Annotated in this window: 19 protein-coding genes and 1 pseudogene; 16 read left to right on the forward strand and 4 right to left on the reverse strand. The window is 52.1% G+C overall.

The window, feature by feature from the left end; translation table 11 throughout:
• Window positions 1–9 precede the first annotated feature (9 nt).
• The 4 genes from nirD (at window position 10) to MKY86_RS14005 (ending at window position 2,549) form a co-directional block, all read left to right on the forward strand.
• The gene (gene nirD / locus MKY86_RS13990) at window positions 10–321 is read left to right on the forward strand and encodes a nitrite reductase small subunit NirD (RefSeq protein ID WP_076086655.1); all 312 of its coding nucleotides are present in this window, start codon (window positions 10–12) and stop codon (window positions 319–321) included.
• A 39-nt stretch (window positions 322–360) separates the two neighbouring features.
• The gene (locus tag MKY86_RS13995; RefSeq protein ID WP_076086623.1) at window positions 361–1,230 is read left to right on the forward strand and encodes a formate/nitrite transporter family protein; all 870 of its coding nucleotides are present in this window, start codon (window positions 361–363) and stop codon (window positions 1,228–1,230) included.
• The gene (gene cobA, locus MKY86_RS14000) at window positions 1,227–1,994 is read left to right on the forward strand and encodes a uroporphyrinogen-III C-methyltransferase (protein ID WP_076086620.1); all 768 of its coding nucleotides are present in this window, start codon (window positions 1,227–1,229) and stop codon (window positions 1,992–1,994) included. Before MKY86_RS13995 ends, cobA begins: the two co-directional genes overlap by 4 nt.
• Before the next feature lie 234 nt (window positions 1,995–2,228).
• Entirely contained in the window at window positions 2,229–2,549 is a 321-nt protein-coding gene (locus MKY86_RS14005) for an iron-sulfur cluster biosynthesis family protein (RefSeq protein WP_076086617.1), read from the forward strand.
• Window positions 2,550–2,611: 62 nt separating this feature from the next.
• On the opposite strand, the gene MKY86_RS14010 is transcribed toward MKY86_RS14005, so the two are convergent.
• Window positions 2,612–3,370: an SDR family oxidoreductase gene (locus tag MKY86_RS14010; protein WP_076086614.1), complete on the reverse strand. Its 759-nt coding sequence runs from the start codon at window positions 3,368–3,370 to the stop codon at window positions 2,612–2,614.
• Between the two features lie 134 nt (window positions 3,371–3,504).
• Here MKY86_RS14010 and MKY86_RS14015 point away from each other — a divergent pair, with 134 nt between their 5' ends.
• Window positions 3,505–4,890, forward strand: coding sequence for a sedoheptulokinase (locus MKY86_RS14015; RefSeq protein ID WP_076086611.1), 1,386 nt, complete (start codon window positions 3,505–3,507; stop codon window positions 4,888–4,890).
• A 190-nt stretch (window positions 4,891–5,080) separates the two neighbouring features.
• Window positions 5,081–5,998, forward strand: coding sequence for a class I SAM-dependent methyltransferase (locus MKY86_RS14020; protein ID WP_076086608.1), 918 nt, complete (start codon window positions 5,081–5,083; stop codon window positions 5,996–5,998).
• Here MKY86_RS14020 and MKY86_RS14025 read toward each other — a convergent pair.
• Together MKY86_RS14025 and MKY86_RS14030 are read right to left on the reverse strand one after the other, a co-directional pair.
• Window positions 5,988–6,200 carry a hypothetical protein gene (locus tag MKY86_RS14025; RefSeq protein WP_340827026.1) on the reverse strand — a complete coding sequence of 71 codons (213 nt, stop codon included), beginning with the start codon at window positions 6,198–6,200 and terminating at the stop codon, window positions 5,988–5,990. The two genes, MKY86_RS14020 and MKY86_RS14025, sit on opposite strands and share 11 nt — an antisense overlap.
• 26 nt (window positions 6,201–6,226) lie before the next feature.
• The gene (locus MKY86_RS14030; protein WP_340827028.1) at window positions 6,227–6,586 is read right to left on the reverse strand and encodes a hypothetical protein; all 360 of its coding nucleotides are present in this window, start codon (window positions 6,584–6,586) and stop codon (window positions 6,227–6,229) included.
• A 191-nt stretch (window positions 6,587–6,777) separates the two neighbouring features.
• Here MKY86_RS14030 and MKY86_RS14035 point away from each other — a divergent pair, with 191 nt between their 5' ends.
• The 8 genes and pseudogenes from MKY86_RS14035 to MKY86_RS14070 all read left to right on the forward strand — a co-directional run.
• A complete protein-coding gene (locus tag MKY86_RS14035; RefSeq protein WP_340827029.1) occupies window positions 6,778–7,260 on the forward strand; it encodes a GNAT family N-acetyltransferase in 483 nt (160 codons plus the stop codon).
• Window positions 7,261–7,417: 157 nt separating this feature from the next.
• Window positions 7,418–9,508, forward strand: coding sequence for an HNH endonuclease (locus MKY86_RS14040; RefSeq protein WP_340827030.1), 2,091 nt, complete (start codon window positions 7,418–7,420; stop codon window positions 9,506–9,508).
• 2 nt (window positions 9,509–9,510) lie between these two features.
• Window positions 9,511–9,939, forward strand: coding sequence for an SMI1/KNR4 family protein (locus MKY86_RS14045; protein WP_076075719.1), 429 nt, complete (start codon window positions 9,511–9,513; stop codon window positions 9,937–9,939).
• 415 nt (window positions 9,940–10,354) lie between these two features.
• Window positions 10,355–14,281 (forward strand): CARDB domain-containing protein, encoded by a 3,927-nt coding sequence (locus tag MKY86_RS14050; protein ID WP_076075717.1) that lies wholly within the window; start codon window positions 10,355–10,357, stop codon window positions 14,279–14,281.
• Between the two features lie 162 nt (window positions 14,282–14,443).
• Window positions 14,444–16,033 (forward strand): peptide ABC transporter substrate-binding protein, encoded by a 1,590-nt coding sequence (locus MKY86_RS14055; protein WP_076075714.1) that lies wholly within the window; start codon window positions 14,444–14,446, stop codon window positions 16,031–16,033.
• A gap of 231 nt (window positions 16,034–16,264) precedes the next feature.
• Complete coding sequence (locus MKY86_RS14060) at window positions 16,265–17,035, forward strand: flavodoxin family protein (protein WP_076075712.1); 771 nt, start codon at window positions 16,265–16,267, stop codon at window positions 17,033–17,035.
• A gap of 57 nt (window positions 17,036–17,092) precedes the next feature.
• A complete protein-coding gene (locus tag MKY86_RS14065) occupies window positions 17,093–17,515 on the forward strand; it encodes an FMN-binding protein (protein WP_076075709.1) in 423 nt (140 codons plus the stop codon).
• A gap of 92 nt (window positions 17,516–17,607) precedes the next feature.
• A pseudogene (locus MKY86_RS14070) lies at window positions 17,608–18,117 on the forward strand (RCC1 domain-containing protein); the annotation flags it as partial.
• 55 nt (window positions 18,118–18,172) lie between these two features.
• On the opposite strand, the gene MKY86_RS14075 reads toward MKY86_RS14070, so the two are convergent.
• A complete protein-coding gene (locus tag MKY86_RS14075; protein ID WP_340827034.1) occupies window positions 18,173–19,159 on the reverse strand; it encodes an SHOCT domain-containing protein in 987 nt (328 codons plus the stop codon).
• Between the two features lie 227 nt (window positions 19,160–19,386).
• On the opposite strand from MKY86_RS14075, the gene MKY86_RS14080 reads away from it, so the two are divergent.
• Entirely contained in the window at window positions 19,387–22,047 is a 2,661-nt protein-coding gene (locus MKY86_RS14080; protein ID WP_076075701.1) for a sensor histidine kinase, read from the forward strand.
• Window positions 22,040–22,756, forward strand: a complete 717-nt coding sequence (locus MKY86_RS14085) for a response regulator (RefSeq protein WP_076075684.1) — start codon at window positions 22,040–22,042, stop codon at window positions 22,754–22,756. The genes MKY86_RS14080 and MKY86_RS14085 overlap by 8 nt, the downstream gene beginning before the upstream one ends.
• Window positions 22,757–22,824: the final 68 nt, after the last annotated feature.

Below are 22,824 nucleotides of genomic sequence, written 5' to 3' on the forward strand. Positions count from 1 at the left end.
GAAATGACAATGACCAAACTGCTAATCGGCAACCTGAATGAGGTAGATATCAAAGGATCACGTAAATTACGGGTAGGCGATACCGAGATTGCCTTGTTCCGGCTTAGCAGCGGAGAGGTGCTGGCGGTGGAGAACCGTTGTCCGCACAAGGGCGGCCTGCTCTCGGAGGGCATGGTCTGTGGCTCCAAAGTGCACTGCCCGCTCCATGACTGGCGGATCGAGCTGCATACAGGCGAGGTGCAGGCCCCCGATACGGGACATGTGACCACCTATGAGGTGGAAGTCGATCACGCCACAGGCAGCTTGTACTTAACGATCTGATTCATTCATCCATGGACACGTATAAAGGGGGATTCATAAATGGACTATGTCAAACCAGGCGAAGTGCTGGGCTCCATGATTGAAGCGGGAAAAACCAAAGCAGAACTGGGCATCATGCAGCTCATTGTCCGCGGCAGTCTCGGCGGTGCCATTCTGGCATGCGCCACCACACTGGCCTTCACCGCAGCGGCACAGACCAAGATCCCTATGGTGGGCGCGATTCTTTTTCCGGTAGGCTTCGTAATGATTATTCTCCTCGGGCTGGAGCTGGTTACCGGCAGCTTCGCCTTGATCCCGCTGGCCGTGCTGGAGAAGCAGACTACGCTCAGACGCATGCTGGGGAACTACTTCTGGGTCATACTCGGACATTTGATCGGGTGCGCCATCTATGCCGCATTATATGGGCTGACAATTACGAAGATGGGCACTGATCTGTCGAACCCGATGGTGCAGACGCTGATTACGGCAAGTGAAGGGAAGACGACGGCTTATCAGAGCCTGGGGGCAGAGGGGCTGGCGCTGGCCTTAATCAAGGCAATGCTCTGCAACTGGATGGTTACGCTGGGTGCGGTGATGGCAATGACCTCGAAATCCACCTCCAGCAAAATCCTCGCCATGTGGCTCCCCATCCTGACCTTCTTCGGACAGGGCTTCGAGCACACGGTTGTCAATTTTTTCGTCATTCCGGCGGGGATGATGCTTGGAGCGAATGTGACTATGGCGGATTGGTGGATCTGGAACGGCATTCCGGTGCTGCTCGGCAACTTCGCGGGCGGGCTGTTGTTCACGGGCCTGCTATTCTATTTGTCGCAAAAAGCCAGCAAACCCGGAGCAACTGCGGCAGCAGAGCTTCCGGGACGCGGAGAGGCGGGGCTCCCGGGCACACCTGCCCTGGAGAAAAGCCTATGAAGCAGGGCAGCATATCCATTGTAGGCGCTGGTCCGGGTGATCCCGAGCTGATTACATTGAAGGCGCTGCGGCGCATTCAATGTGCCGATGTGATTCTGTACGACCGGCTGGTGAATGAGGAGCTGTTGGATTATGCCCGGGTCGATGCTGTACGCATCTACTGCGGCAAAGCGCCGGGTCTGCATTCGATGCCGCAGGAGACGACAGAGCGGCTGATGATCCGCCATGCCGCAGCCGGAAGCCACGTGGTCCGGCTAAAGGGCGGCGACCCGTTCGTGTTCGGCAGGGGCGGGGAGGAAGCGTTGTCCGCTGCCGCTGCCGGTATTCCTTATGAGGTGATTCCGGGAATCACCTCGGCGGTGGGCGCAGCCGCTTCTGCGGGCATTCCGCTGACCCATCGCGGTGTGGCGGCCTCCTTCGCCATCGTGACCGGCAGCCGCTGCCAGACCCAGGATTCGCCGCTGCGTTGGGATGCGCTGGCCCACGGTGTGGATACGCTTGTGATATATATGGGCATAAGCAAGCTGGAGGAGATCTGCAAGGAGCTGCTGGTACACGGCAAAGATCCGCAGACCCCGATTGCACTAATTGAGAACGGAACAACGGTGCGCGAACGGATCGTGACCGGCACGCTTGGCAATATCGACAAGGTCGCCGCCGCGATGAAGATCAGCAATCCGGCCATGATCATAATCGGCGAGGTAGTCCAGGTCAGAACGGAGCTGCTGAATCTGGAAGAAGCCGTACGCTCGCAGATCGGGTGAAGCAGAATAGGGCAGGCGTTGACATCTCCGGGCTGTAGGCCAGGATATGGCAGCGCCTGTTTCTGTGTTATATTCAGGGGGAAGAATTCATCGCTGATGTGTCATGTGCGCAGAAAGTTATATTTTCACATTCACAGTGACTGCTGTCACACGGGTCTGCGCAGATTAGGGACTATACTTGTCGCCTACAGATACAGCATACCGGACAGGTTGTCCTGAAGGGAGAAATTACAGATGCAGATTGAGCTTAATGCAATGACCCGCGAACGGCTGGAGCAGAGCCTGGCCGGGAAGCCCGGGCAATTCAAAATGTTCTACGATACGGAGGACTGCGGCTGTAATGGCATGCTGGTCATCCGGGTAGTCAGCGAGCCTTCGCCGACCGATATTGTGTTTCAGACCGAGCCGTTCACCTTCCTCTGTGACCGTCAGCAGGAATTGCTGTTCGATGACGTTATGCGCCTCGAAGCAGAGGCCGGGTATCCGGCCTACAAGCTGACGAGTGATTCCACCTTGTTCGGGAGCAATATCAGGGTGCAGGATGCACGGAGCTGAAGCAATAAATGTAGTTTAAGAAAAGAGGCCATCTTCCCGTAGCATGCGGGGGATGGCCTTTGCTAATAAGCAGTCCATCCGCCGTCTGCGGTAATGACTGCCCCATTCACAAAGCCTGCTTCCTCTGAAGCCAGGAACAAGGCGAGCTGTGCGATTTCTGCGGGCTGGCCCATCCGTGGATTAAGCGCCATGCCCGGCTGTGTACGTTCCATGCCAAATGGATGGATATGGGTCATGGTTGAACCAATATTGGTCTCCACACCGCCCGGCGCAATCGCATTGCAACGGATTCCCTTGGCAGCATACATGAATCCGGTGTTCTTGGTAAAGCCGATAACCGCATGCTTCGAGGCTGTATAAGCCGCACCGGCACGGGCACCGAACAGACCGCCTACCGAGGCAACGTTAATGATAACACCCTGTTGTTTTTCCAGGAAAATAGGCAGTACCTTGCGCGTAGCACGCATCACCGAAGTTGTATTGACGGCGAGAATCCGCTCCCAGCTCTCATCCTCAATATCACCCGCCGGTTCAAAGTTATCCATGATCCCCGCATTATTCACCAGAATATCTACCGTGCCGTAGGTGCTGACTGTACTGTCGATCAGATTCTGGATATCAGACTCATCTGCAACATTTGCTTGTACAGCCAGAGCTTCCCCGCCGCGAGCTTTAATGTCACCGGCCACCGTCTCCGCAGCCTCCAAATGAATATCCGCCACTACGACCTTGGCTCCTTCCTTCGCATACAGGATGGCAATCGCCTTCCCCATCCCGGAGGCCGCCCCGGTTACTACAGCTACTTTGTTGTGAAGTCTCATATATGTACCTCCGTGTATAGTTATCTTTCTCTGGTCTAGTATCTTTTGCTTCATAGTGTTTTATGCGCCCGGTTGACGCTATCCTTCGCGAAGGCTTAACATTGGGCTATACAACAGGGAAGAGGATGGAGCCTATGATTACGGCCGGACTAGATATCGGAACTACATCCATCTCCGGGCTACTCTATGATCTGGAGAAACGTACGATTCTGTATAGTATTACGGAAGCACAAGCGGACCTGCCTATCAGCCTGAATCAGGAATGGGAGCGGCTGCAAGACCCGGAATTGATTGTGAAGCAGGTGGAACATATACTTGAACGTCTGCTGGCGCAGCAGCCGGAAGTAACGGGAATTGGCTTAACCGGGCAGATGCATGGCATTGTCTATTTGGATAAAAGCGGGAGGGCAACAGGTCCGCTGTATACCTGGCAGGATGGACGGGCGGGACAGCTCACCGGAGGGATGGACAGTCCTACCTATGCGCAGCAGTTCAGTGATCTTACCGGGTACATTGTAGCTCCCGGCTATGGACTCGCCACCCATTACTATAATGTGTCCGGGCAGCTTGTCCCTGAACGCGCAGTCAGCTTCTGCACAATTGCGGACTATATTGCGATGAGGCTGGTGAACAGTGAAGTGCCGCTGATTGATGCAACGCAGGCAGCGGGGATCGGGGGCTTCAGTCTGGGGACAGGGGATTTCGATAGAAACGCGATTGGTATGGCCGGCATCGATTGTTCGTTATTGCCGCAGGTCGTCCCCTCCGGGACGGCAATCGGCAGCACGGCACAAGGCATTCCCGTATACACTTCGCTTGGGGATAATCAGGCCAGCTTCCTGGGCAGCGTGCCGCAGCCCGGAGAATCCCTGCTGCTGAACATCGGCACAGGAAGCCAGCTCTCGGCCTGGTTGCCTGACTGCGCCAAAGCTCCTTCCGCGATGGAGGTACGCCCGTTCCCTGGCGGCGGGGTGCTGATGGTTGGGGCCGCCCTGAGCGGCGGCAAGTCGTATGCCCTGCTGGAGGGATTCTTCCGGCAGCTGATCACCGCATACACCGGAGAAGCGCCGACAGATCTCTATTCCCTGATGTCCAGGCTGCTCAGTGAAGAGGTGCCGGGAAGCGCCAGCACAGGACTTACGGTGAATACACAGTTTCTGGGGACAAGAACAGACCCGGAGAAGCGCGGCAGTGTGGAAGGAATCACGCTGGAGAATTTTACTCCCGGCAGGCTGGCCCATGCTTTTCTGCAAGGAATGGTAGATGAACTGCACGGCTTCCTGACAGAGCTGGAACAGCAGGGCGCGGGTACATTCAGCCGCCTTATAGGCTCAGGCAATGCGCTGCGGAGTAATCCGGTCCTGTGCGCCAAGGCCGAAGCGGCCTTCGGGCTACCGCTTGAGCTTGGTGAACATGCTGAGGAAGCGGCGGTAGGGGCGGCGCTCTGTGCCGCTGTCGGCAGCGGGGAGATCACCAGCTTCAGTGAAGCTGGTGCTTATCTTAGAGCAGAGCCTAGCTGAGTTAACGGGAAGGGGGCTGTCTCAAAAAGTGACCAATGGGCTTGTTAAACCAAGGATGAACAAGGAATATTGTAACATCTATCATTGACAAAAAAAATTTTTTATGCTATAATTTACATATTAATAGTTTGTGTATATAATAAGGTTCTCCTGGCCAGGGGAATCTTATTTTTGCATGGAGGAATCACGAATGAAGCAGAACAAGTCCAGCATGACTGCCTTAGTGGCCGCTTTTGGCCGAGCTTATCACAGTCAATATGACAATCCCAAGATCTTCAATGATGATGTGGCGCCGAAGCTGATATCACCGCAGGAGTTCGCGGATATCCGCAGGAATATGGTGCAGGGAATTGCATTCTTCAGTCCCGAGATCGCGGAGAGGTACCCGGACGATCCTGAAGCCATCTTGAGATGGATTGTCCAGGTTCAGTTATCCCCCACACCGCTGGCACGTGCTGCCTACTGTGAGGCTATTGTGCTGCATGAGCTGAGTCTCGGGCTGAAGCAGTATGTAATTCTTGGCGCGGGGCTGGACAGCTTTGCTTACCGTTATCCTACGCTTATGGAGCAGCTCACGATTTTTGAAGTAGATGCTCCTGCTACCCAGGCATCCAAGCAGCAGAGGCTTAAGGACGCACAGCTTGAGGTTCCCAGCAATCTTCATCTCGTCCCCATGGACTTCACGGGCGAATTCTCTTATTCCAGTCTGCTTAATCGGGGATTCGATCCCGAAGCTAAGACCTTGTTCAGCCTGCTGGGGGTATCCTACTACCTTACCAAGGAGGAGAATGCCCGCCTGATTAAGGAGCTGCTCGCAAAAGTTCCCTCAGGAAGCTCTATCGTTCTGGATTATGCAGATGAGTATCTAATGGAAGAGCAGGGCGTGTCCGGCCGGGTGGCTAAAATGGTGCAAATGGCTGCTGCCAGCGGCGAGCCCATGCAATCCTGGTTCAGCTATTCGGAGATAGAGGAGCTGCTGGCCGAGGCCGGGCTGCTAGTCTACGAGCACCTGTCTCCGGTTGAGATCAACGAGAGGTTTTTCAGCGGCCGGAATGATGCTCTAAGCGCTTTTGAGACGATTCATTATGTTCATGCGGTTAAGCGGTAGCTTCCTCTCCATAAATAAAAGCCTCCACCGCCGCTATAGCGACATTCCGGTCAGGATGGGAATTGTCGATCTGCGCCACCTGTGCAGATGGGAGCGGCCAGGCTACGGTGCGGAGACCTAGAGAAGCGCTGAAATTCTCCCAATGGGCGAACTTCCAGGCATCGAGCGCGGAATGTCTGCCTTCAAGCCGTTCACGGAACATGGCTGCATCCGCAAGTCCTACCAGGACTACCTTGACCTCGACTTCCTCCAGTGTGCGCCCGATGCGCGCCAGCTCGCGGCCGATCCCTCCGGATCGGCCGCTTCTTTGGTAAAAGGACCCACCACGTAGATATCGCTGGACAGACCGATATTATCCAGCGCTGCATCCATGGTAATGCGGTAGCCTAGGTCGCGGCATAGTCTTTTATACTCATCGGAATCCCTGTCGTCAGGGTCAAGCCCATGCATAGTCATGATCGCGGTTGCTGCCGGACGCAGCAGAATGTCCATATCGAACACCGCCGCCGGACGCCGGGCTGCAACAGCCTTGGCTAGTGTGGTTTTGCCCGCCCCTCCGGGTCCGAGGAAAAATACCAGCTTGTTCATCTGTTCTCACTCCTTATCCTACTTGCAAATCCCAGTATAGCAGGCTAATCGTTCAGCGGGAAGGAGCCGACTGGAGGGGGAGCCTAGCCATTGCTAGTGTGTGACAGCGATCACGAGGTAATGATATGATAGATTATCTAGATATTGAAGCAGGAAACGAAGAAGATAGAGGGTAAAAGGAGGACTACCATATGATTACCATCCGTCCCATTGAGCGCAGGGATAATGCAGCCATTGAGGGGATTATCCGGGAATGCCTGATTGAATTCGGCGGCAACCGCAAAGGCTTGGCTTGGGCAGATGACAGCCTGCAAGACTTATATACCTATTATAATAGCGCAGCAAACCGGGCTTATTGGATTGTTGAAGTGGATGGGCAGGTGCTGGGCGGCTGCGGGATTGCGGCTTTTGACGAAGCACGGCAGATCTGTGAATTGCAGAAAATGTACCTGTCCGCAGCCATCCGCAGCCAAGGCGTTGCAGCAAAGCTGCTGGATACGGCGCTTGCCTTCGCTAAGCAACATTACCGCAAGTGTTACCTGGAGACGCTGCTGACGATGCAGGCCGCTGGCCGTTTCTATATCAAGCACGGGTTCAGCCGGATGGACGGCCCGCTGGCCGGTTCAGAGCACTATGCCTGCGATGCATGGTATATTCGAGACTTACATATCTGATTGCTGTGGAAATACGGGCACTATGAAGAATTCACTTCTATAAACTTAATGGAAAATAAATCCGATAATAAAGGGATATGTATATCAATAATGGATATATATTGAATCCTAATATTGTACATTGGAATCCATTCTGGAGAAGGAAGCAGGGATCATAGTGTCTTCCACGAAGCTTGTATTTAACGAAGATGAAGTCAGGCGCCTACAGTCGAAGATTGGCCAGGTGAGTCAGGACACCAACCGGTTATATCTTCAATTGAAGGGCCAGTCCAGTAGCTGGGGCGGCATTCCCATGGGCGACCATCTTGTCAGTGCTCAGGTCCTGATTAATGAATTAACCGTAGAAGCGGAGAAGTTAGAGGATATTATCCGGGTCGCCCTAAGAGGCGTATCGGAGCTACAGGAAGAGAATAAGCGGCAGGCAGACAAGCTGACAGGCCAATTTAATCTGCTGCTCGCGGCTTTTGGAAGCTTGGGGCTGCAACCAGCAGCCGGACGGATCTCCATCCCTGAATTTGTGCAGCGAAGTGCGACGAATCTCATCACTTCGATTGCCGCTTTATCGGGAAAAGATGAACTCAGCAGGGACCCGGTGGTGCAGCAGCTCAGGAATGTTATTCAAACCTCGGGCCTCTTGACCGTAGAGAGTATAGCTGCACAAAGTAAACTGAACGATATCTTCGCGGCGCGGAATCAGATCGCCAAGGCTCAGATGGCCTTCAAGGTGTATCAGGCGTTCGGCAATCAGGCGCAGATGGAGGCTGTTCATGCGAAGGCCGAAGAAGCCCGGCAGAAGCTGGCTTCTCTAGGCGTAGCCGAGATCTATTATGAATCCGGCAAGGATCTAAGCGCCCATTACAAGCAACCAGCAGTTACCGCCTGTGAGTATGATCCGTCGATTACGGTGGACAAGGTCCCCTTACTACATAACGAAGAATATTTACTGCTTTTGCGGCTGGCGATGGAGAAAACCGCCGCCGGAGCATATGCGCGGAGTCAGCTTGCGGCGAAGCGGCAGGAAATTCAGATCGCAGCGGCTTTTAAGCAGGTTCAAGAGCAGATCGAAGCGGAGCGGCGGTTGAACGGGCCGCCGCTCACGCTGCCGGACGGCACGCTAATTACCGCAGACAACAAGGAAAATGAGACTACGTGGGACTTTTATCAAGCGAAAGTCTATGTGCCGAATGAATATCTCACCCCCATGTACACCAGTTATCTGGGGTGGCTGGATAACACGTACGGCCTCACGAAATGGGAGAGCAAGGTCCGTCAATCAGGAGATGTAGTGCTGGCTTTTACCGAAGGATTGGTGAAAGAGATCGTCATGGGCGTGGCGGATACGGCAACCTTTGCCTTCAAGCTAGTTGTGGACCCGGTCAAAACCACCACAAAAATGAAGCAGCAAGCGCAATATCTGATTGACCATCCCGAAGTGCTGGTGGAAGCGGCGAAGATGGCGTATCATCAATTTGATGAGGGCACTCCGGAAGAGAAAGCGAAAATGCTGGGCTCGGTTGCGTCGATTCTGGTCCCCGGATTCCAGGTCACCAAAGCAGGCAAAGTGGGGAAAGTCCTAGGCGAGGTAGAAGACGCCGTCAGCCAAGCGGCGAAGGATGCCCTGCAAGGGATTAGGCAGAAGCTTCCGAATCTGGGTCCGGTGGTGCAGACGCCGGAAGGGTTTGTTTTCAAGATAGGGGAGATCCCCGATACTCCAGCCTTGCCAAAGACGCCGGTGCAGCAGCGGTTTATGGATGGGGTGGAGGGTGGGGTTGAGGGGACAGGGAAAAAGACAGGTAGATTAGAACTGTCAGATTTCACTAAAGAAATAATTGAAACCAAACCTATGAATTCTCCTATGCCTGAGAAATGGTTGAACAAAGGTGGTAAAATCTCGATTGATGAGAAGGGAACGTGGACTTATACTAATAAAGAGGGACAATCAGTAAGTTATCCCAATGGATATCCTGATTTTTCACCATATTTTCACCCTACTGTTAAACCACAAACAATTGATGTTACTGTACCAAAAAATCCTCAAGAAGATTTCAAAAAGGCAAATCTAGAAGCAGGTCTTAATAAGGATTCTGATCCACCGGTGCCAGCAATTAATAAGCCTCCCGAAGGTTACACGTGGCATCACCATGAAGATGGAAAGACAATGATTCTTGTTGATGAAGACATTCATAGAGAATTTAGACATATTGGAGGTCAGTCTGCAGTGAATGGAAAAAATAGACAAGGAGTGTAATTATGGCGAATATGGATCGAACTAACGAGAAAATAAATATAAATGAAATTCGTGAATTTGAAGGTCAATATGTTCTTAGTCTTCCTGAGCAGTATATTGATTTTTTACTTAAATATAATGGAGGGTATCCTGAAGCATCAACTTTTAAGATTTCTGATGTAGAGGGTGAAAGTGTAGTAAATAAATTTTACGGAATCGGTGATATGAAAGGAAACTTGGCGAAAGTGTTTGAGTTTTTAGATGGTGAATTACCTGAAGGATTTATTTCAATCGGCAGTGATCCAGGAGGAAATGAGATTTGTATAGGGGTTAGTAAGGAATACTTTGGAAAAATATATTTCTGGATGCATGATATGGAACCAGATGAAGAAATGGACAACATGTATTTTTTATCTAATAGTTTTAACGATTTCTTTGATAATTTATACTAAAGGTTAGCTTTTCACTGTTTACAACAAAATATTTTATGTGAGCAAATTTACAACTCCCCTAACAAGATCGCACAATACAACCAACAATGCCACAATGCGAGCTAGCCGCCCGTGTTGTGGTCTTTTTTATCCTCTATGTGTATGACGGGTAAATGAGATAGATCACCCCCAGTGCCTAATGAAATTTTAATTTCTTATCCATCATGCTCAATGATCAGTTTCATAGAATCACCTATCTTTTCCGTAGAAATAGCTATTAAAGAGTGCTCTGCATTAAACCTATAATGAGTGTGTATTGCAGAGAGGGGAGGGTGTGCTGAGTTATTCTTCGATTTTGTAATCGTTGTAATCGCTATCATTAGAGGGCTGTGAATATCACTGTGTGTCGTTCCACATCAGATTAAGGAGGAATAGAATGCGCGACAAGTATGTTACATGGTCACTTGTAGTTACGCTGCTCATCTCCACGCTCTTCATGGCGGCTGGACCGCTTACCCGTTCGTCGGCAGCGGGCGGACCGAATCTTGCACTTAACAAAACCATTACCGCCAGCGGGCAATCCCAGAATTATACGCCGGATAACGTTAAGGACAGTAATCAGAATACGTATTGGGAGAGCGCAAATGATGCTTTTCCTGGGTGGATTCAGGTCGATCTGGGTACGCTCACCAGTATTGACCAGCTTGTATTGAAGTTACCAGTCAACTGGGAGGCGCGGACGCAGACACTGGCTGTTCAGGGAAGTACGAACGGCTCTACCTTCACGGATATCGTTGCTTCGGCCGCATATATCTTCAACCCTGCGGTGGCGAACAACAGTGTCACGGTGAGCTTCACCGCTGCCAGCATGCGTTATGTCCGTCTGCTGTTCAGCACGAATACGGCATGGCCTGCGGGCCAATTGTCCGAGCTTGAAATCTACGGAGCAAGCATCCCAACTTCTGTGCCTACAGCGGGACCTACTGCATCACCTGTTCCAGCAGGTACCTATGAAGCAGAAGACGCTACACTCTCCGGGGGCGCAAAAGTGAATACGGACCATGCCGGATACTCCGGCACAGGCTTCGTTGACAACTATCTGGTCCAAGGTCCGGCAACCACCTTCACGGTAAATGTGCCTGCGGCGGGTACACGGAACGTTACGCTGAAATATGCCAATGCAAGCGGAAGCGACAAGACGATCAGTATCTACGTGAACGGAGTTAAGCAGCGCCAGACCACCTTGCCGAACCTGGCGAACTGGGACACCTGGAGCACGAAGGCTGAAGCCCTCCCGCTGAATGCTGGCAGTAATAGCATTGCTTACAAATACGATGCGGGGGATACGGGCAACGTTAATTTGGATCTAATTACGGTAGCATCTGCAATCATTGCTACACCTGTACCTACATCTACAGTAGCTCCAACAACTGCCCCTACACCAACGCCAACGCCGGTAACTACCCCGGCCCCTACAGCTACTGTGGCACCAACTTCCGCACCAACACCAGCACCGACAGCAACACCGGTGCCTACACCAACGGTGTCCCCTGGAGGGAACATCGCCATTGGTAAGGCGATCAGCGCCTCCTCCAGCACACAGAATTTCATTGCCGGTAATGCCAACGATAACAACACGGCTACTTACTGGGAAGGCAGCGGGAATCCCAGCACCCTTACGCTTGACCTTGGAGCCAATCATAATATCACTTCCATTGTGCTGAAGCTGAATCCGGCTGTCGAATGGGCAACCCGGACGCAGAATATTCAAGTCCTGGGACACAATCAGAATTCAACAACCTTCAGCAATCTGGTTGCCGCCCAGAACTATACCTTCAATCCGGCATCAGGCAACACGGTGACCATCCCCGTGACAGCAACCGTTAAGCGGCTTCAGCTTGCTATCGCCGCCAACTCCGGTGCGCCCGGAGGACAAATTGCCGAATTCCAGGTATACGGCACACCGGCAGCGAACCCGGATCTGACGATTACTGGTATGAGCTGGACTCCTGCTTCTCCGGTGGAGACCAGCGCGGTGACCCTGAATGCTGTGGTGAAGAACAGCGGTACAGCCGCAGCCGCAGCGACGACTATCAATTTCTATCTGAACGACGAGCTGGCGGGTTCGGCTCCAGTAGCGGCGTTGGCAGCAGGAGCTTCGGCATCCGTCTCCTACAATGCAGGGACGCTAACAGCTGGTACTTATCCGCTCAGTGCCAAGGTAGATGAGGCGGGCCAGATTATTGAGCAGAACGAAAGCAACAACAGCTATACGAATTCTTCGCCGCTGGTAATTGCTCCAGTCTCCAGCTCCGACCTTGTCGGGACGACTTCCTGGTCACCGGGGACACCGGCTGCGGGAAACAATGTATCTTTCACAGTTAATGTCAAGAATCAGGGCAATGTTGCTTCCGCAGGCGGTGCCCATGGCATCACAGTAGCCCTGAAGAACGCCGCAGGCTCGACAGTGCAGACCTTCACGGGTTCATACAGTGGCGTGATTGCTGCCGGGGCTTCTGTCAATGTGTCGCTTGCCGGCACATGGAGTGCAGTGAACGGCAATTATACGGTCACTACAACCATTGCCGCAGATGCCAATGAGGTGACAACCAAGCAGGCCAATAATGTGAACACTGTGAACCTGGTTGTATATGCTTTGCGCGGCGCAAGTGTTCCGTACAGCCGGTACGATACACAGGACGCAACCCGCGGAGGCTCGGCGGCGCTGAGATCCGCACCGAATTTCGATCAGGCACTGATTGCCTCCGAGGCTTCGGGTCAGAACTATGTGGCCCTGCCGTCTAACGGAGCTTATGCACAGTGGACAGTGAGAGCGGGGCAAGGCGGTGCCGGAGTCACCATGAGATTCACGATGCCGGATTCGGCAGACGGAATGGGTCTTACCGGTGCGCTTGACGTATACGTGAATGGAACCAAGGCCAAAACGATTCCGCTCACCTCCTATTACTCCTGGCAGTACTTCTCCGGCGACCAACCTGGTGATGCTCCAAGTGCTGGACGTCCGCTATTCCGGTTCGATGAAGTTCATTGGAAGATGGATACACCACTTCAGCCCGGTGACACGATCCGTATTCAGAAGAACAACGAAGACAGCCTTGAATACGGGGTGGATTTCCTGGAGATTGAACCTGTACCGGCAGCCATTGCCCGTCCGGCCAACTCAGTGTCGGTCACCGATTACGGCGCAGTGGCAGGAGACGGACAGGACGACCTGGCCGCCTTCAACAGTGCGGTTACAGCCGCTGTCACCAGCGGGAAATCTCTATATATTCCGGCTGGAACTTTTAATCTGAGCAGCATGTGGGTCATTGGCTCGGTCAGCAACATGATCAACAACTTCACGGTCACCGGTGCGGGCTATTGGCACACCAATCTGCAATTCACCAATCCGAATGTAGCCGGGGGAGGAATCTCCTTCCGCGTTCAAGGCAAGCTGGATTTCAGCAATGTCTATATGAACTCGAATCTGAGATCCCGGTACAATCAGAATGCCATCTATAAAGGCCTGATGGATAACTTCGGCAACAATTCGGTCATCCATGACGTATGGATTGAGCATTTTGAGTGCGGCATGTGGGTGGGGGATTATGCGCGGACGCCGGCGATTTTTGCGAACAATCTGCTTGTAGAGAACAGCCGCATCCGCAACAATCTGGCGGACGGCATCAACTTCTCCCAAGGGACCAGCAATTCTACTGTCCGCAATACCAATGTGCGCAATAACGGGGACGACGGACTGGCCGTCTGGCCGAGCAATACGTTCGGGGCGCCGGATGGGGTGAATAACACTTTTTCGTACAATACGATTGAGAATAACTGGCGGGCCGGCGCTATCGGTATCTTCGGGGGCAGCGGTCACAAGGCGGATCACAACTACATTATCGACACGGTGGGCGGCTCCGGTATCCGGCTGAACACGACCTTCCCGGGGGCGCATTTCAACAGCAATACGGGGATGATTTTCTCGGATACGACGATTATTAACAGCGGCACCAGCCGTGACTTGTATGACGGGGAACGCGGTGCAATTGACCTTGAAGCTTCGAGTGATCCGATCAAGAACGTTACCTTCACCAACATCGACATCATCAACACCCAGCGCGATGCGATCCAGTTCGGCTACGGCGGCGGCTTCTCGGGTATCGTATTTAACAACATTAACATTAACGGCACCGGCCTCGATGGAGTAACCACTTCACGATTCTCCCGCGCCCATAAGGGAGCGGCAATCTACACGTATACCGGCAACGGCTCGGCGACCTTCAACAACCTGACGACCAGCAATATTGCGTATCCAAGCTTGTATTATATTCAGAGCGGGTTTGGGCTGTTGATTCAGTAGCCTAGAGATAGACAGGGGAGGGGCCTAAGTGGCTCCTCTTTTTGTGTAATCTTTTCATAGTAATTTCATATTTGCTTTCGATTTTTTGCGACAGCATTACAGCATCTCTGCATGTTATTCTATTCATTAAGTACATAATGACTTTACAAAGGGGAAACGTTGATGAAAAGGTTGCTTTATATCATTTTGGCAGTAGGTTTAATGATGAGTGTAACGCTCACGGGAGGGGCAGGTACTTCATCTGCTGCACAAGCTAATAAGGTATTGCGTATCGGTCTGGGAAGTCTTCCTGATCAGCTTGATCCGGCAGCAGCTGCGGATGACAGCACAGTGACAGTTCTCAAAGGGTTATTTGAAGGACTGGTCCGGTTGAATGCGGCTGGTCAGGCCGTTCCGGCAATAGCAAAATCATGGACCCTCTCGAAGGATGGCAGAACGTATACCTTTGCGCTTCGCGGGGATGCGAAATGGAGCAACGGGCAGCAGGTGCTGGCCTCGGACTTCGAGTATGCCTGGAAGCGGGCGCTGGCTCCGGAAGCCAAGAATGTCTACGCTTTTAATATGTACATGATTAATAATGCGCAGAACTACAACGAGGGACTTCTGAAGGATACCTCCAAAATCGGCGTAAAGGCATTGAATAACACCACACTACAGGTCACATTAAAGGAGAAAACCTCCTATTTCATCCAACTGCTCGCAGAGAGCATCTATTATCCGGTGTACGCTAAGACTGCGAAGGCCAACAACCAATGGGCAACAGACCTTAAGTCTATGGTAACCAATGGTCCCTTCAAGCTCAAGACATGGAAGAATAATGAGATTTCTATAGTTAAAAACCCTGCTTATTATGCGGCCCAAGAAATTAAGCTGCCGGAGGTACGTCTGCTGCTGCCTGAGAATCCGACAGTCGCTTATATGGACAAGGAGGTTGACTGGGTTGGAGGCGGAGGGGTGGAATCAGTGGATTATACATCTTTAGATAGCGCATCTTACCGCGACCTGCATGAAGGGCCGTATGCTTCCACCTATTTTTATCAATTCAATCTGACTAAGCCGCCGTTTGACAATCTGAAGATCCGCCAGGCATTGGCGATGGCGATTGACCGTGAAGCCTTGCGTTACGGCAATCCGGCGTTTGGATTTGTGCCGCCAAGTATTCATGGGACCCAGTTGAATTTCCGCACAGAGATGTCGGACAAGATGTACTTTCATGAGGATGTGGCGGCGGCCAAGCAATTACTGAAGGAAGGCATGAGAGAAGCGGGACTCACCAAGTTCCCCAGCTTCACTATTATTGTGAATGAATATATCAATCATGACGTTATCGCAAGTAAAGTGATCAAGGACTGGCAAAAGAACTTAGGCATTGAAGCAAGTGTAGAAATCCAAAGTTTCGAGGAACTGCTGGATAATCGTATACATCAGAACTATGCTATAGCAAGAGCGGGATGGAGCGCTGATTTCAATGATCCGGCCTCGATGCTGGAGCTGTTCAGTTCACAGAATGTCTCCAATGATACAGGGTGGAGCAATACAGCGTATGACCGTTATATGCAGCAAGCCCGGCAGGCGGCCGACCCCGGCACGCGTATGCAGATCTATGCCACGGCCGAACAGCTGCTCATGAATCAAATGGCAGTTATTCCGCTGTTTTACACTGTGACTGATTATTTGAGTCATCCTAATATCAAAAATGTATATGTTGACTATGACGGGTCCATAGCTTTCACAAGAGGCTCGTGGCGGTGAAAAACGTTTAGAATACAAGGATCAGGAGGCCATGAGCAGATTGCTGCTTGTGGCTTCTTTCTTTTGGCCCGGAAGCTCTTCACCAATCGTTCAAAATCAAGCCGTGTCCGTACAGACAACAGCGCATATCTATGTTAATATACGTTATGAATGAATAAATAAATATTCATTCATAATCTGGGCAGGTATCAAGAGAACCACTATTTTGTATTCTATTCTGGAGGGACTATCATGAAGAAGGTCATCGCAATCATCGGCAATCAGCAAAAGAACAATACGTACAGAGCGGTCCGTGAGTTTGAAGCACAGCTCCGAACCTACGGGGAGATTGAGTTTGAATACATTTTCCTCAAGGACTATAGGCTGAAGTTCTGCCGGGGCTGCAAAACCTGTTTCAGTAAGGGCGAAGAATATTGTCCGCTCAAAGATGACCGGGATGTGCTGATCGGGAAGATGGAGCTTTCCGACGGCGTTATTATGGCCACTCCCAATTATGCGTTCCATGTCTCGGCATCGATGAAGAATCTGCTGGACCGGCTGGCGTATGTGTTCCATCGGCCCCAGTTCTTCGGCAAGACCTATACGTCGATCGTCAATCAGGGGATTCACGGCGGGAATGCGATTGTCAAATATCTTAGCCGTATGGGAGAGAATCTGGGTTTCCAGGTTACCAAAGGGTGTGTGCTTAGTACGATGGAGCCAGTGACCACAGCAGCCGCGCAGAAAAATGCAGTGAGAATCCGCAAGTCTGCGGCCCGCTTCTACAAAGGACTGATGCGTCCGGCACCGCCGGCTCCCACATTGTTCCGCTTGCTGATGTTCCGGCTGTCCCGGACCAGTATTCAGCATATGCTGGATGAGCGGTCGAAGGATTACCGGCATTACCGGGCTAACGGCTGGTTTGAAGCGGCGTATTATTATCCGGTCTCACTCAGTCCTGTCAAGAGCTTGGCCGGGCATCTGTTCGACAGAATCGGTAAAAGAATGGCTAAACGCGCTTAATAATGAATGAACACAAATATATTCATTCACGACGAGGGGTTTAAGAGGAGGGTCAACATGAAAAAGAAGTGGAAACGCAACCTGTTGCTGCTGTGCCTAACCGCGATTCTCGTGGGACTAATCGGTTCAGGCGCGGCCTTGCTCTATACAGAGAAAGAGCGCCGTGAAGCGCGGAATGTAGAGATTGATCAAGTGAACTTCAACAAGCTGCATGCAGGTGAGTTTGCAGGTGAATATGCTGGCGGAATGTATAAATGGAGGGCGAATAAGGTGCTAGTTACCGTCACGGCGCACAAAGTTACAGCGATCCAGCTCCTGGAGCATGCGGAGAATCAGTCTACCGTGTCTGCAGATGAATTATTTGACAGAGTGATCCAGGCTCAATCGCTTCAGGTAGACAGCATCAGCGGTGCCACGCTTACAAGCAAAGCCTATCTCAAGGCCATAGAGAATGCCCTTCACAAGAGCGTTGAAATGTAACAAATATTTTGCAATACTAGCAATACCATTATGTGATCCTTACGCGAAAAAGAAACCAAAGGAGCAACATCCATATGCATACTGACTCATTATCCGCCATCGCGGCGGGAAGAAACAACGAGGGTCAATGTGAAGTCAGTGGCTGGTCGGATATCGTTGCGGTTACCGCAGGAGACTGGCACACAGTTGGACTCAAGGCCGATGGTACGGCTATTACAGCGGGGAACAACCGCTATGGGCAGCGGAATGTGAATGGCTGGCAGGAGCTGACGATGATCGCAGCGGGTTATCTTCATACGACCGGTCTTAGAGCAGACGGCACAGTAGAAGCTACAGGTCTGAATAAGCGCGGACAAGGTGAAGTAGGCGGCTGGCGCAAGATTAAGGCCATCGCGGCTGGCAGTCATCATACGGTAGGCCTTCAATGGGATGGTACGGTGACGGCTACAGGCTGGAATGATTACGGCCAATGTGAGGTAAGCGGCTGGACGGATATTGTTGCCATTGCGGCAGGCTGCACCCACACGCTCGGTCTACAGAAGAATGGCACAGTGGTTACGGCGGGGAGTAATGCGTATGGGCAATGTGATGTTAAAAAATAGCTATGAACGCTGCCTAAAACAGGGCTCATAGCTATTCATGAACAATTGCAGGAAATTAGCCGTTCAACAATTCCGACTTTTTACGGTCAAATTCCTCTTGAGTGATCGCGCCCATATCCAGCAGCTGTTTGAATTTCAGCAGTTCATCAGCCACACTGAAGTTCTCTTTGCCCGCAGCAGATGAGGTTACCGGTTCTTGCTTCGAGTCAAAGCCCAAATCAAAGAATTCTCCTTCGATCACGTTAATCTCATCATCTTCCGCCGAACGCTTCACTTTCTCGTAATCCTGCTCAAACTGTGCCTCCGAGTAATCATTGCTGGCAGCCGACAGGGCTTCACGCAGACGGTTACCCATCGGTTTCATGGAGAAATAAGTCATTCCGCCCGAGAGGAGCCCGCCGAGGACCGGTACGAACTTTGACGCACCTTGAGCGAAGGTTTTTTTCGTGATTTTAATTCCGATGTAAGCAGAGATTTTCTTGAGAATAGGGTAGTACAAGGTCTGGGTCAAAGCTTTCTGCGGAAGCTTCTTCAATAGCTGCTGAGAGATCTTCGCGGTCAACATCTTCAGCATGGAAGCTGAACCAGCCACTCCAAACATGACGCCCAGATACAAAGTCAGCTCCCGGGTAACTTGCTCTGAATCTGTAGAATCTTCCTCCCAGAGGTCTGTGCGGCCATACAGATAAGCCAGCTCTTGAGACAATCGCAGGACTACGCCAAAAAACTGCAGAGTATCTGCCGGAATGGTCGCAGCCATGGCCAATCCGCCTGGAAGTCCAACGGCTGTAGAGGCTGCTGTACTCAGAAGGGTTCGTTTTTCAATTAAAGTTTTCGCCATTTTATCAATCACGGCCAGGCTGATTCCGGCTTCCAGCGGCCCTTTGTCCAGTATAGTGTGCATATTCCCATAAGTATCGTATTTGGCAAACTGCTGAGCGAGGAATTCGCGCCGGTCTACCAGCACTCCGGGAAGCTTGATTGCATTCGCCAAAATCACTTCCATGGTTCCTTGTGTGCTATTCTGTTCATTGGTCATCATAGTATCTCCTTAGATTCGTATGTAAAAATTATGCTCTGAGCTTATATTCGGGAAGCATGTTGATTAACCCTTTATTGACTTACTCTAATCTTAATGCAATCTTAATGCTACAGCGGAATCCGTAATACTATGCTGATAATGCACATGCTATACTGACGCTAGAGTGTATAATGGCTGGGAGAAATCCATGGAACCATGAGGTTCATAAGAGGAAAGGAAACCTTCGGATGACAGGGCAGATTACGGCAGAGAAACGGCGGGGCCGGCTGAAAATATTCTTCGGTTATGTACCGGGAGCAGGGAAGACCCGGGCGATGCTGGAGGCTGCCCATGTGGAGCAGAAAAACGGCCAACAGGTGCTGGCGGGCTACATTGAAGCCCATGACAGAACAGATATAGCGGAGCTTATTAACGGACTGGAGCTGTTGCCGCCGCTGGACATTCCTGTAAACGGGACCACCCGGCGGGAATTCGATCTGGACCAGGCGATCCGCAGGAGGCCGGACTTGATTTTACTGGATGAGCTGGCCCACATCAATGCTCCGGGTGTACGCCACAAGCGGCGGGTTCAGGATATGGAGGAGCTGCTGCGCGCGGGAATAGATGTCTACACTACGGTTAGTATAGAACAGCTGGAAAGTATGACCGATGTTGTAGCATCCACGACCGGAATGGCTGAGCCAGCGCGTATTCCCGACAGTGTGTTCGAGCGTGCGGACCAGGTCGAGTTCATTGATATCAGTCCGGACATTTGGCTGAAGCGTCTGCATGAGGGGCGAATCTTTTCCACGGAGCAGCTCCGGCAGGAGGCCGGTGATCTGTACACTCCCCAGAAGCTGATCGCTTTGCGGGAATTGGCTCAACGGTACAGGGCGGATCAATTCAAACGTTATGAGGGCAAGTTAGGAGAACGGGTAGTGGAAGCCAACTTGTACAGCAGAGAACATATCCTGGTCTGCCTGTCGTCGGCAATATCCAACAAGAAGGTCATCCGCACAGCGGCGAGAATGGCCGAAGATTTGCAGGGGGAATTCACTGCTCTCTACGTGGAGACCTCTCGAACGAAAGAGTTAACGGCAAGGAACAAGTCGGAGCTGCGGGAGAATCTGCGGCTGGCCGAACAGCTTAATGCGCAGGTTGCCACTGTCTACGGGGAGGATGTGCCGGCACAGATCGCCGAATATGCCAAAACCAGCCGGGTCTCCAAAATCATCCTGGGCCGGTCGCAGAATCGCAGCCGCTGGTCTGTCGGTTCGGGTTTCGTAGATAAACTGACGGCTGCTGCCCCGAATATCGACATCTATATCATCCCGGATCAAGAGTCTGCCTTGCAATCCAAAATTCCGCAATATGCCAGACCTCCGCTTCTCACCCTGGCTGATACGGGCAAAACTTTGGGGATTCTGCTGGTCTGCACGATCATCGGGTTGTGGTTCAAGGTGCTCGGCTTCAGTGAAGCGAACATTATCACCGTCTATATTCTGGGTGTTCTATTGGATGCGATGGTTACAAAAGGACGGCTGTACAGCGCGGTGACATCGATTTTGAGCGTGCTGGTCTTTAACTATTTTTTCACTGAGCCATATTTCTCGCTTCAGGCCTATGACTCGGGGTATCCGGTGACCTTCCTCGTCATGCTGGCCGCCTCGTTCATCACCAGTACGTTGACGTTGCGGGTGAAGGAGCAGGCCAGAGAATCGGCGCAAAAAGCCTACCGCACCGAGGTGCTCCTGGAGACCAGCCGGAAGCTGCAGCAGGCCAAAGACACGCCCGCCATTCTGAGCGAGACCGCGCTGCAAATGCTCAAGCTGCTGGACCGGAGCATCATCATCTATGAGGTTGTGGACGATGGGCTCTCGGAGCCGCTGCTGTACAACAAGGATGGAAGTACGATTGACGCTCAAAAGGCTAAGCTGGAAGCGGAACGCGAGGTAGCGGAATGGGTGCTGAGGAACAATAAACGGGCCGGAGCGTCTACCGATACCTTCTCGGCGGCCCAATGTCTGTATCATGCGGTAAGGAGTGGTGATACAGTGTTTGCGGTGGCAGGTATTGTGATGCAGCAGGAAGAGCCGCTGGAAGTATTCGAGTCAAGTCTGATGATTGCCATGCTAGGCGAATGCGCCCTCGCGCTGGAGAAAGACAAGCTGAATGAGCTGCAAAAAGAAAGCTCCCTGCAAATCCGGCAGGAACAGCTGCGCGCCAATCTGCTGCGCGGCATCTCGCATGATCTGCGCACGCCGCTTACGAGTATATCCGGTAACGCGGGTATCCTGATCGGCAATTCGGCGGTGCTGAGTGAGGAGCAGAAGCAGGAGCTGTACAGCGATATTTATGACGATTCGATCTGGCTGATCAATCTGGTGGAGAATCTGCTGTCGATTACGCGGATTGATAACGGTGCGCTTCATTTGAACTTTCAGGCGGAGCTGCTGGAGGAAGTGATCGCGGAAGCGCTGCTGCATGTGAACCGCAACAAGGAGGATCATGTGATCCGGGTGGTGCTCGAAGAGGAACTGCTGATGGCCCGGATGGATTCACGGCTGATCATTCAGGTGATCATCAACCTGGTGGATAATGCGATTAAGTACAGCGGGTCGGGTTCACATATTACCCTATCCGCCAGACAGGAGAAGGGGCTAGTAGTGGTCGAGGTCGCTGACGATGGGCCGGGAATATCCCCAGAAGCGAAGGCCAAGGTGTTCGAAATGTTCTATACGGCGGACAATGTGCGGGGAGATGGCAGGCGCGGTCTGGGCCTGGGCCTTGCGCTCTGCAAATCAATTATTCATGCCCATGGCGGGCATATTGAAGTACAAGATCATGCACCGCAGGGAACGGTCTTCCGCTTCACCCTGCTGGCAGAGGAGGTGAATGTCCATGAATAAACCCATGATTCTGGTCGTCGAAGACGACAAGCCGATCCGCAAGCTGATTACCACAACTCTGGAGACTCAGGGCTATAAATACCATACCGCAGAGACGGGGGAGGCATCCATCCTGGAGGCCGTATCCAGTCAGCCGGATCTGATGATTCTGGATCTCGGTCTGCCTGATATGGACGGCGTTGATATTATCAAGAAGATTCGTGCCTGGTCCAACCTTCCGATCATTGTGGTCAGCGCCCGCAGTGAGGACCGTGACAAGATCGAAGCGCTGGATGCCGGAGCGGATGATTATCTGACCAAGCCCTTCAGCGTGGAGGAGCTGCTCGCCCGGCTGCGGGTCAGTCTGCGGCGAATCCGGGGGGACAGCGAGAAGCTGATGAAGGATTCGGCCTTTTTTGCGAACGGAAATCTGCGGATTGACTATGCTGCGGGCTGTGTCTGGCTGGACAATGATGAGATCCACCTGACGCCGATTGAATATAAGCTGCTGTGTCTGCTGGCGAAGAATGTCGGCAAGGTCCTGACCCATAATTATATCCTGCATGAAATCTGGGGCAGTCCTACGTATGATATTCCGGCGCTCCGTGTGTTCATGGCTACGCTCCGCAAGAAGATTGAGCGCAGCCCTTCCCAGCCCAAGGTGATCCAGACCCATATCGGTGTGGGCTACCGGATGCTGCAGGCGGGAGACGACAGCCGAGTGATTTGAACCGGCTTACGGAAGCCGTATAGCGTGTTTCATAGTGTTCCTAACCATGCCTGTGCGGGCATGGTTTT

The sequence above is a fragment of the Paenibacillus sp. FSL R7-0333 genome, assembly GCF_038000365.1.
Taxonomy (GTDB): Bacteria; Bacillota; Bacilli; order Paenibacillales; family Paenibacillaceae; genus Paenibacillus_AQ; species Paenibacillus_AQ silagei.